Annotated in this window: 4 protein-coding genes; 2 read left to right on the forward strand and 2 right to left on the reverse strand. The window is 72.1% G+C overall.

The window, feature by feature from the left end:
- Positions 1–109 precede the first annotated feature (109 nt).
- Complete coding sequence (locus DFR74_RS29170) at positions 110–2,116, forward strand: BTAD domain-containing putative transcriptional regulator (protein WP_170160816.1); 2,007 nt, start codon at positions 110–112, stop codon at positions 2,114–2,116.
- 39 nt (positions 2,117–2,155) lie between these two features.
- A complete protein-coding gene (locus DFR74_RS29175) occupies positions 2,156–3,649 on the forward strand; it encodes an FAD-binding oxidoreductase (RefSeq protein ID WP_198161918.1) in 1,494 nt (497 codons plus the stop codon).
- A gap of 90 nt (positions 3,650–3,739) precedes the next feature.
- Here DFR74_RS29175 and DFR74_RS29180 read toward each other — a convergent pair whose 3' ends face one another.
- Positions 3,740–9,937 (reverse strand): type I polyketide synthase, encoded by a 6,198-nt coding sequence (locus DFR74_RS29180; protein WP_067514186.1) that lies wholly within the window; start codon positions 9,935–9,937, stop codon positions 3,740–3,742.
- Between the two features lie 22 nt (positions 9,938–9,959).
- Positions 9,960–12,078 (reverse strand): acyltransferase domain-containing protein (locus DFR74_RS29185; RefSeq protein WP_113975349.1); only part of this gene is annotated, 2,119 nt, incomplete at its 5' end.

Genomic DNA, 12,078 nt, shown 5'->3' on the forward strand with positions numbered 1-12,078 from the left:
GAACGCAACGGCAGATCGAGACTTGCTGCCCTAGGGGGTACTCGTGCAGTTCAGCCTTCTCGGACCACTCGAAGTCCAGCACCAGGGGGTCGCGCTCCGCCTCGGGGGTGTGCGGCAGCGGACCACCCTCGCCTACCTCTTGCTCCATCCGAACACCGTTGTCCCGGCCAGCAGGCTCATGGACGCGCTGTGGCCCAACGAGTCGATGCCCACGTCGGCGCGCAAGATCCTGCACAACGCGGTGTGGGGCCTGCGCAACCTGCTGCCCGACGACAGCGCGACGCCGTTCGCCCTGACCAGTCGCCCGCCCGGCTACATCTTCGAGGTCGACACCGATCTCATCGACCTGCACCGCTTCTACCGGCTCGCCGCCCGCGGCCGCGCCGACGCCGCGGCGGGCGATCTGGACTCGGCCGCGGCGCGCCTGTGCGACGCGCTGTCGCTGTGGCGCGGGTCGGCGGTGTCCGACCTCACCGAGCACGGTGTCGACTGGCCGGAGCTGACCGCGGCCGAGGACGCGCGGATGTCGGTGGCGGAGGACTACTTCGACATCGAATTGGAGCGCGGCCATCACGTCGAGGTGATCGATCCGCTCAGCAAACTGGCCGAATCGGGGTTGCTGCGGGAGCGATCGTGCGGGCAGTTGATGCTCGCGCTCTACCGGAGCAGGCGGCCCTCCGACGCGCTCGGCGTCTATACCGACTGGCGCAATTCGCTCATCGAGAACTTCGGTCTCGAACCCGGGCCGGAACTCCAGCGGTTGCAGCAGTCGATCCTGCGCCAGAGCCCCTCGCTGCTGCCCAGCGCGGCCGTGGCGACCGACGAGGCGATTCTCGAGACGCCCGCCCCGGTGACGCCGATCAACGGCGGGCCGACCGACCGGGTGACCGTGCTGTTCCTCCAGGTCACCCAGCCCGCGCCCGCGCAGGGCGACCAGCCGGTGCTCGGCGACCGCTTCCACCCGACGATCTGCGGCACCATCTCCGCGCTCGGCGGCGTCGTGGTGGGCGCGATCGGCTCGACCACGATGACGGTGTTCCCGCGCGCCTGCGCGCCCCAGGACGTGGTGGCCGCCGCGCTGCACTTCCGCGGGTGGATCGCCGCCGCCGGGATGGGCAGCGAGGCGGTGACGCCGCGGTTCCGCGCGGCGGTGGTGACCGGTGCGGCGGCCCGGCGCATCCCGCGCACCTACGCGGAGCTGCGGCGCACCGCCGGGTACGGCGACCTGTTCGACGACTGTGAGCGCCTGCTGCTCGACGCGCCGGTCGACGCGGTGGCCGTCGGCGAGTGCGCGCGGCGCGAGACCGAACATCTGATCCGGTACGTACCGCACCCGTCCGGGCAGTGGCACGCCGCGGCCGTGCACACCGCGCCCGGCGCCGCGAGCGAACCGGAGGGCGACCCGGATCCGGATGTCCGCACGCTGCTGGGCCTGCGCGACCGGGTGCGCGAGCGACAGGTGTCGCACCTGGTGGCGGTGGTCGCGCCCGCCTCGGTGAACGCGCGCCGCGCCACGCGCGGGTTCCGGCACGCGATCCGCGCGCGGCGCGACAGCGAGCCGGTGCTCAGCGCCCGGTTCGGCGGTCCCGATCCGCTGGGCGTGCACCGCACGATGCTGGCGGGCCTGTGCGATCTCCGGGCCGGGGACGCGCCCGCCGACATCCGGGCCAAGCTCGCCGAGGTCGCGGGCCATCCGTTGCGCTCGCCGAGCACGGTGCACCAGATCGCCGAGGCGCTGTATCCGCTGGCGCGCTCGCTGCCGCTCGACCCGTTCCAGACGCGCGCCGCGCTCGCCGCGTGGCTCGAATTGCTCTGTGCCGAGGCCGGATTGCACCCGACCACCCTGGTGTTCGACGACGCGCACCTGGCCGATGAGACCAGCCTGGTGTTCCTGGAGACGCTGCTCGACAGCGCCGAGCACGCGCCGCTGCTGGTGGTCCTGTCCGGTGAGACCGCGCTGGTGCGTAGCGGTTTCGTGCGCATCGCGGGGACCAGGGAGTCCACGCTGCTCACCGCCGACAGCCGGTCGCCCCGGCGCTCGGCGAGCAGGCGGCTGCCCGAGAACCACCTCACGGCCGGCGCGGACCGATCCGCGACGGCCAGCGCCGCCAGCTGAACGGGCGGCGTCACCTTCATGGGAAAGGAATTCGACCCGATGATCGAACCACTGACGATCCGGCCGGAGGACGCGCGCTACCGCGGGCTGATCTCCGGTTCCAATACGCGGTGGGTGGGTTCGCCGGACTACGTGCGCGTGGTGTGGTCCACCGAGCAGGTCGTGGACGCGTTGCAGCACGCCGTCGACGAGGGCCTGCGCGTGGTGGTCCGCAGCGGCGGGCACTGCGACGAGGATTTCACGGCGAACGCCGAGGTCCGCGCGGTGATCGACGTCTCGGGCCTGGACGCGGTCTACTTCGACGCCGAGCGCGGTGCGTTCGCCGTCGAGTCCGGGGCGACGCTGGGCCGGATCTACTCGACGCTCTACAGGGGGTGGGGCGTGACCCTGCCGGGCGGCACCTGCCCCACGGTGGGCGCGGGCGGCCACGTCGCGGGCGGCGGATACGGCGCGCTGTCGCGGTCGCACGGGCTGATCGTGGACCACTTGTACGCCGTGGAGGTGGTGGTGGCCGACGCGGCGGGCAAGGTCTCGCCCGTGGTCGCGACCCGCGAGGCCGATGATCCGCACCGCGACCTGTGGTGGGCGCACACCGGCGCGGGCGGCGGCAACTTCGGCATCGTCACCAAGTACTGGTTCCGCTCACCGGACACGACCGGTCCCGACCCGTCGCGGCTGTTGCCCGCGCCGCCGAAAGAGCTTCTCGTGTCGGATATCTCGTGGGAGTGGGACTCCCTCGACGAGGCCGGCTTCGCCCGGTTGGTGGCCAACTTCGGCGCCTGGCACGAGCGGCATGCCGCGCCGGATTCGGCGCACCTGAGCCTGTACAGCCAGCTCAAGATCCAGCACCGGGTGGCCGGGTCGTTCCGGATGAGCACCCAGATCGACGCCGACGAACCGGATGCCGAGCGGACCCTCGACGCGTTCCTGGCCGAGGTCGCCGAAGGCACCGGCGCGCGCTACAGCGTGAACGATCGCAGCCGGGTGCCGTGGTTCTACGCGGCACGGGAGTGGTTCGGGTTCGTGGAAGCCGCGATCGCGCGCTGGAAGGTGAAGTCTGCCTACATGCGCCGGGCGCTGCCCGCCGCGCAGGTGGAGGGGTTGTACCGGCAGCTGACCCGAGAGGACTACGCGAATCCGTTCGCGATGGTCGCACTCGTGAGCTACGGCGGGCGGATCAACGCGGTGGCCTCCGACGCGACCGCTGCCGCGCAACGGGATTCGATCCTGAAGCTGATGTACGTGACGTTGTGGACCGATCCGGCCGAGGACGACGCGCACGACCGCTGGGTGCGCGAGTGCTACGCCGACGTGTACGCGGCGACCGGTGGGGTCCCCGTCCCCGGCACGGACACCGACGGCTGCTTCGTGAACTACGCGGACGCCGATGTGGCCGATCCGGCGTACAACACGTCGGACACGCCTTGGCACCGGCTCTATTTCAAGGACAACTACCCGGCCTTGCAGGCCGTGAAGGCGAAATGGGATCCGCGCGACGTGTTCTCGCACCGGTTGGCGATTCGGCCGGCGTAGCCGGTGGTTCCGGTGGTCACCGAGGTGGCCGCCGGAACCTCGAGGCCCGCACCACCCGGAGGTGGTGCGGGCCTTCGCCTGTGGTGGGCGCTAGAGCGCTGCGGCCGGCGCCGGGAAGTGACCGGACTCGATGAAGAACCGCACGTAGGTGGCGAACAGTTCCGGGGTGATGGGCGGGCACTCGATGCCGCTGCCCTCGATCGCCGCCAGGGTGTCGGACACGTCGATGGCCGGGTAGAACGCGCCGGTGTCGGCGATCATCGCTTGGAACGCGTCGAGCAGCGGGACGAGCGCGTTGTCGCCCGACGCGCCGATCGCCTCGGCCCACTCCGCGTGCTCGCGGTCGGCGATGGAGTAGCCCAGGGCGCGCAACCGGTCGACGAGTTCCGGCAGCGCGACCCGGGATGGGTTGTGCAGGTGGAACGTCCGGCCCGCGGCCTCCGGGCGGCCCGCCATCTCCACGATGGCGGCACTGACGAAGTCCACGGGGGCCAGGTGGAAGAACCCACCGGGCACCGCGGGCGCGGCCTGCGCCTGGACGATGCCCTTCAGCGTGAGCCACACGAAATCCCTTGTCTGGCAGGCGCCGTGGCGCTGGTCGCCGGAGATCACGTCCACCCGGTACACCGAGACCGGCAGGCCGCGATCGCGCGCCGCCTCGATGCGTTGTTCGGCCACCCATTTGGTGCGCAGATAGCCGCTGGGCAGCGCTTCGGCGGGTCCCGTCGGATCGTCCACCGCCAGCGCCCTGCCGTCCTCGGGCGCGCCGGCGAACACACCGACCGTCGAGACGTAGTGCACCGGTACGGTCCGGTGCCGAGCGGCCAAGCGCAGAATCTCTTCGGTACCGGCGACATTCGCGTCGCGCAGGCTTTCGTAGGGGCGCAGCCAGTGCACGGTGGCGCCCGCGTGGTAGACCACGTCGATCCGCCGCGCCAGTTCATCGAACTCGGTGTCGGACAGTCCGATTCGAGGTGCCGCCAGGTCGCCCGCCACGACGCGCACCCGGTCGCGGTCCACCTCGTCGGTCACGCGGTAGAAGTCCAGGTTCGCCAGCAGCCGCCGGGTCGCGTCGGCCTCGTCGGCGCCGCGCACCAGGCAGTGCACGGTGGCCGAGGTGGTCCGGATCAGATCGCGTAGCAGGAACGCGCCCAGGAATCCGGACGCCCCGGTGAGCAGGATGTGCTCGGGACCGGCGGCGACCTGGACGACGGTGTCGGCGGGCCGGATGTCGTCGGCCAGCAGCACTTCGGCGCGGTAGTCCACCGTGGTGGCGGCGCCCGAGCGGCCGTCGCGCCACTGGTCCAGCACGTGCGCCGCCAGCGCTTGCGGGGTCGGGTGGTCGAAGGCGACCGACGCGGACAGCCGCACGGCGAGCGCGCGCTGCAATCGGTTGCGGAACTCCACCGTGGCGAGGGAGTCGAAGCCGGATTCGCTGAACGGGCGCGCCGGGTCGAGCGCGTCGTCGCCGCGATGGCCCAGCACCGAAGCCGCCTCGCGCAGAACAGTTTCCAATACGAGGGCGTGCTGTTCGTCGGGGGTGCGGTCCGCGAGGAGATCGGCGAGCGCGGCAGGCGCCGCCGCGTTGCCCGCGCTCGCCCGCTGGGTCGGCAGCAGGCCGGACAGCAGTGTCGTCGGCCGCGCGCGGATGGCCGATACGTCCAGCGGCGTCGCGACCACGGCGGCCTCGCCGCCCGCGGCGAGCGCGTCGAACAGCGCGAGGCCGTCGTCCGCGGCGAGCGGCGGGAAGCCGCCGCGCGCGATCCGCTCCTTGTCCGCCGCGTCCAGGTGCCCGCTGATGCCGCCCTCCTGTTCCCACAGACCCCAGGCGATCGAGGTCGCGGGCAGTCCGAGGCCCGCGCGATGGCCGGCGAGGGCGTCGAGGAACGCGTTGGCGGCGGCGTAGTTGCCCTGGCCCGGGCCGCCGATGGTGGCGGCGACGGAGGAGAACAGCACGAACGAGGTGAGGTCGCGGTCGCGGGTGAGGTCGTGCAGCAGCCAAGCCGCGTCGGCCTTGGGTCGCAGCACGGCCGCGAGCCGGTCCGGATCCAGGTCGGCGATCAGACCGTCGTCGGTCACGCCCGCGGTATGCACGATGCCGGTGATCGGATGCGCGGCAAGGACTTCCGCGAGCGAGTCCCGGTCGGCCACATCGGCGGCCGCGATATCGACCCGCGCGCCAGTCGCCGAGAGTTCGGCACGCAGCGCCGCCGCGCCCGGACTGTCCGTTCCCCGCCTGCTGACCAGCACGAGCCGCCGCACGCCGCGCTCGCCGACCAGGTGCCGGGCCAGCGCCGCGCCGAGCGATCCGGTGCCGCCGGTGATCAGCACGCACTCCTCGGGTCCCGCGTCCCTGGGCGTGGGCAGCGCGGCACGGGTCAGGCGCGGCACGAAGACGCGGCCCGCGCGCACCACGACCTGCGGCTCGCCCGCGCCCACCACCGCCGACAGCGCCTCCAGCGAGGCGGGCTCGTCGTCGAGGTCGGCGAGCACGATCCGATCCGGCCGTTCCGACTGGGCCGAACGGACCAGGCCCCACACCGCACCCGCCGCCACGTTCGCGGCATCGGGTCCGGCGGCGCGGCGGGTGAGCACGACAAGTGGTGCGGCGGTGCGCTCTTCGACCGCGCCCCACTGCTGGAGCAGGAGCAGCGCGCGGGTGGTGAGGTCGCGGGCGTCCGCCGCCGGGTCCGCGCGTTCGGCGTCGAGCGGGGCGAGGATCGCGTCGACGGGCTTGTCGGCGGTCGCGGCCTCGGCGAGGTCGGTGAACAGCGTCGGCTCGCCGATCTCGGGGACGGCGCCGGCGCCGCGCAGTACGCCCCAGCGAACGGGGCGGTCGGCGATCCCGGCGGGCACCCAGTCGACCCGGAACACCATGTCCGCCAGGGACGGTCGGGGTGCGTTGATGGCGACCGGTGCGCCGAAGGTTACGCCGCCGATCGTGGCGACGGGCGCGCCCGCGCGATCGGCCAGGAACAAGGTTGTCCTGCCGTCGTCGTCGCGCTCGACCAGCACTCGCAGCGCCGCCGCACCGGTCGAAAGCAGTCGTACTTCACGGAATTCGGTCGGGGTGCCCTCCCCCGCCGCCGCGAGCGCCACGTCGAGCAGCGCGGGATGCAGCCGGTACGCCGGGGAATCAGCCGAAATATCTTCGGGCAGTTCTACTTCGGCGAACTGTCCGCCCGGCGGCGGCCACTGCGTGAGGTCGAACCCCGGTTCGCCGATGCGCAGGCGCACGGAGCCGCGCGCGTGCAGCGTCCACGGACCCGCCGATCCGCCGGGCCGGGAGTGGATCGACACCTCGCGCTCCCCCGTCTCCGACGCCGCGCCCACGCGCGCCTGGATGTGCAAGTCGGCGCGGGCGGGCAGGGTGAGCGGGGCGAGGACGGTCAGCACGGAGAGCTCGGTGCACCCGAGTTCGTCACCGGCCCGGATGGCCAGTTCCACCAGCACACCGGGCGCGACGGCTGTTCCGGTGACGAGCCCGCGATGCCGCCTGGTCAGCCGTCCGGTGACAACCACCCCCGCGCCGTCGGCCAGATCGACCGCGACGTCGAGGACGGGGTGCCCCACCGAGGGGCCGAGCCCGCTCACTGTGGTGACGCTGTCGCCCGCCCAGTGCCTGGATCGCTGGAACGCGTAGGTGGGCAGAGTGATTCGCCTCGCGCCGGCGCCCTCGAAGACCTTGTCCCAGGCCACGGTGATGCCGTGGTTGTGCATGGCGGCCACGCTGGACACCACAGTGGCCGCGTCGCCCGCGGTGCGGCGCAGCACCGGGATGGAGACGTGCGCGCGATCCTGCAACGTGTCGTCGGTGAGCGCGCTGAGGATGGCGTCGGGGCCGATCTCGACGAACTTGGTGACGCCCGCGTCGGCGAGGGCGCGCACGCCGTCGGCGAAGCGCACCGTGTCGCGGATGTGGCGCACCCAGTAGCCGGGGTCGGCGTGGGCGTCGGGCGCCGCGACCGCGCCGGTCACGTTGGACACGAGGGGGATTCGCGCGCGCTTCAGGTCTATGCGGCCGGCGACGGAGCGGAAGTTGTCGAGGATGGGGTCCATGTGGTGGGAGTGGAACGCGTGGCTCACGGCGAGGCGCCGGGTGCGCAGTCCGCGCGCGTTCAAGACGCCGGCCAGCGTGTCGAGTTCCTCGATGCCGCCCGACAGCACGATCGCGCCGGGCGCGTTGACGGCGGCCACGTTCACGCCGTCGGGCAGGTCGGCGCGCACCTCCTCCTCGTCCGCGCGCACGGCGAGCATGCCGCCGCGCGGCAGCGTGCTCATCAGGCGGGCCCGCGCCGCCACCAGCGCCGCCGCGTCGGGGAGCGTCAGCACGCCCGCCACCTGCGCGGCGACGATCTCGCCGACCGAGTGGCCCGCCACGAAATCGGGTCGCACGCCCCATGATTCGAGCAGACGGGCCAGCGCGATCTCGACGGCGAACAGAGCGGGCTGGGTGATCGCGGTGTCGTCGAGGCGGTCGCCCGATTCGATGGTGTCGCGCAGCGGCCGGTCCAGCAGCGGCGCCAAGTGTTCGTGCGCTTCGTCGAAGGCTGCGGCGTAGACCGGGAAGCGCCGGTACAGCTCGATCCCCATGCCCGCACGCTGGGCGCCCTGGCCGGTGAACAGGAACGCCGTCTTGCCCGCAGTGGTCGTGACCGGTTCGCTTTCCGCCAGCGCGGCGAGGAGTTCGGCGTGATCGGTGCCGACCACGGCCACGCGGTGGTCCAGCGCGGCGCGGGTGGTCGCCAGGGAGTAAGCGATGTCGAGGGGGCGCAGATCGGGTGCGGAGGCGGCGAATTCGCGCAGCCGCTCCGCTTGGGCGCGGGCCGCGTCGCGGGTCTTGCCCGACACCAGCCACGGCACCGCGGGCAGCGTCACCGTCACCGGATCCGGTGGCGCCGGCGCGGGTTCGGGCGCCTGTTCGAGGATGACGTGGGCGTTGGTGCCGCTCACACCGAACGATGACACCGCCGCCCTACGCGGCTCACCCGTCCGTGGCCATTCCCTTGCCTCGGTGAGCAATTCGATCGACCCGGACGACCAGTCGATGTGCGGGTTCGGGGCTTCCGCGTGCAAGGTCTTGGGCAGCACGCCGCGCCGGAGGGCTTCGATCATCTTGATCACGCCGCCGATGCCGGCCGCCGCGACCGAGTGGCCGATATTGGATTTCAGGGACCCCAGGTACAGCGGCCGGCCTTCGGGACGTTCACGACCGTACGTGGCTTGCAACGCCCCCACCTCGATCGGATCACCCAACCGCGTCCCCGTCCCATGACCCTCCACCACATCAACACCACCACCCGACAACCGCGCATCCACCAACGCAGCCCGAACAACACCCTCCTGCGCCCGACCCGACGGCGCCGTCAAACCATTCGACGCACCATCCTGATTCACCGCAGAACCCCGCAACACCCCCAACACCTCACGACCCGCAGCCACCGCATCCGACAACCGCTCCAACACCACCAAACCCACACCCTCCGACCACCCCGTACCACTGGCGCCGGCGCCGTAGGAGTGGCACCGGCCGTCAGGGGAAAGTCCGCGCTGGCGCGAGAACTCGATGTATCCGCCCGGGTGCCCGTACACCGTGACACCGCCCGCCACGGCGCGATCACATTCGCCGCGCCGCAGCGACTGCGCGGCCAGGTGCAGCGCGACCAGCGACGACGAACACGCCGTATCCACCGTGATCGCCGGGCCTTCCAACCCGAAGGTGTAGGCGAGGCGGCCCGAGACCACGCTCGAGAGTTTGCCGGTCATCGAATAGCCCTCGAGTTCCGGTGGCGCGGCGAGGTCGAGGTAGGTCTGTTCGCCCGCCCCGACGAAGACGCCGGTCCGACTGCCGCGCAACGCCGCCGGATCGAGTCCCGCGGCCTCGAACAACTCCCACGCCGTCTCCAGCAGCACCCGCTGCTGGGGGTCCATGCCCAGCGCTTCGCGCGGCGAGATGCCGAAGAGCGCTGCGTCGAAATCGGTGGCGTGGTCGATGAATCCGCCGTGCCGGGTGGTCGAGGTGCCGACGTGCTCGGGGTCGGGATCGTAGAGTGCGTCCACGTCCCAGCCGCGATCGGCGGGCCACTCCGAGATCGCGTCGACACCGTTCTCGACCAGATCCCACAGCGCGGCAGCGGAATTCACGCCGCCGGGGTAACGGCAGGCCGTCGCCACCACCGCGATCGACTCGGGCGCATCGGATTCCAGTTCGGCGATGCGCTGGCGCGCCTTGCTCAACTCGGCGGTGGTCCAGCGCAGGTAGTCGACGAGCTTCTTGTCTTCGGACATTGCGGGTGTCCCCTTCTTCTGCTCAGGCATGGTCGTCGCCGACGCGGCCGAGTTCGTCGTCGATGAAACTCAGCAGTTCCGCGGTCGAGGCCGATCGCAGACTCGATTCGGCGGACTCGGGCGGCGCCGCCCGACCGTCCGACCAGCGCGACAGCAGGCCGCGCAGCCGGTCGGCGATCCGGTCGCGGTCCGGGCCGTCCACCGTGCCCGCGAGTTGCTCGAGCCGGTCCAGTCCGGCCCACAGGGTCTCGGACGGGGCGGGCGGGCGCAGCGCGTCGAGCACGAACTCGGCGAGCGCGTTCAGCGTCGGCCGGTCGAACACGACGGTGGCGGGCAGGGTGGCGCCCGTCGCCGCCGCCAGACGGTCGCGCAGTTGCACGGCGGTCATGGAGTCGAAGCCGAGGTCCTGGAACTGGCGTTCGGCGTCGATGCCCGCCGGATCGGCGATGCCGAGGACGGCCGCGACCTGGGTGCGGGCCAGGTCGACGACCTCCGCGTGGCGGCGGTCGGGGTCGAGTTCGGCCAGGCGACCGGCGAATTCGGCCGCGGCGTCGGCCGCCACGGCGGTCGGGCGGTGCACCACCACGGGGCGCGTGTCGGACGAGGTGTCACCGGTCTCGTCCAAGGGCACCGCGTGGAACTCGACCGCATTCGCGGTGAGTACCGGGTTGCCTGCGGGGTCCGTCAGCCGCACGGCTACCGCGTCGCCGTCGAGGGGACGCACACCGGCCTGGATGCTGTCGGCTCCGGTGGCGTGCAGCCGGACTCCGCGCCACACTGTCGGTGCGACCACGGTGTGACCGTCGAGCCTGCCGGGCAACGCGGCGTCGAGCAGTAGCGGATGCAGTACGAAACCGGTTGGCTCCGAATCTGTTTCCGGTGCCAGGCGGTGAGTGACCGTCGAGACGATGGCGAAGTCCGCAGCGCTCGGCGTGTCGCCGCCGCTGGCGAGTGCGCCGGTCGCCGCTGTCGCCCAGTCCGCGCCGTTGAGCCGGGCGCGCACTTCCACCTTGCGCAGCCCCGCGTCGTCGGCGGGGTGCGCGACGATCTGCATTTCGAGGTGGCGTGTATCCGGAATCAGCAGGGGGCGGGCCAATTCCAAGTGGTCGACGGTGTCGGCGCCGACCTCGTCACCGGCTCGCAGCACCGCTTCGACCAGCACCGCCGCCGGTACCAAGGTGCCGCCTTCGACGGTGTGCGCGGCGAGCCAGGGCTGGGCGGCGGGGTCGAGGGTGCCGCTGAGCAGGCTGGTGTCGGGCAGGTGCAGCACGCCGGTGAGCACCGGATGCGCGACCGGATCGAACCCGCCGCCGGTGACGGCCGCGGCCGTAGGCTGGAGCCAATACCGTTGCCGCTGGAAGGCATACGTCGGCAGTTTCACCTTCTTCGCGCCGGTCCCGGCGTAGAAGGCCGCCCAGTCGATGTCGGCGCCGAGGCAGTGCAGCCGCGCGAGACCGTCGATCAGGTGCTCGGCTTGTCCCGCTACGGCGTCGTCGGTGTCCCGGTTCCGCCGCTGCAACGCGACGGCCGGGGTGTCGGTCAGGGTGGCCAGCAGCGGGGTGAGGACCGCGTCGGGGCCGACTTCGGCGATCGCCGCGAGCCCGAATCCGGTGAGAGTGCTCGCGGCGTCGGCGAATCGGACGGCCTGGCGGATCTGGCGTACCCAGTATCCGGCGTCGACGGACTCGAGGGATTCGCCGGTCAGCGTCGACACCCATGGCAGCGAGGGCGGTGCGTAGGTCACGGATTCGGCGACAGCGCGGAACTCCTCGAGCATGGGCTCCATCAGGACGGAATGGAATGCGTGCGAGACCGTCAATCGCTTGTGCCGCACATCCAGTCGTGCCACGAGCTGATCGACGGCGTCGGCCGGACCCGAGATCACCACGGACTCCGGGCCGTTCACCGCCGCTATCGAGACCCCGGTGGCCGCTGGGGCGGAACCGTTGCCGTTCGGGTGGCCGTCGGCGGCGAGTTCGGTGAGGAGTTGTTCGACCCGCTCTTCGGACGCGGTGACGGCCACCATGGACCCGCCCTCCGGGAGCGCCTGCATGAGTTTGCCGCGCGCCACAACGAGTTTCGCCGCGTCGGCGACCGACAGCACCCCCGCCACCACCGCCGCCGCGAACTCACCGACCGAG

The organism is Nocardia puris, assembly GCF_003315035.1.
GTDB lineage: Bacteria > Actinomycetota > Actinomycetes > Mycobacteriales > Mycobacteriaceae > Nocardia > Nocardia puris.

Bases quoted from the DNA above. Each gene is read 5' to 3' on its own strand.
- DFR74_RS29175 (WP_198161918.1), top strand. From the start codon at position 2,156: ATGATCGAACCACTGACGATCCGGCCGGAGGACGCGCGCTACCGCGGG.
- DFR74_RS29180 (WP_067514186.1), bottom strand. From the start codon at position 9,937: ATGTCCGAAGACAAGAAGCTCGTCGACTACCTGCGCTGGACCACCGCC.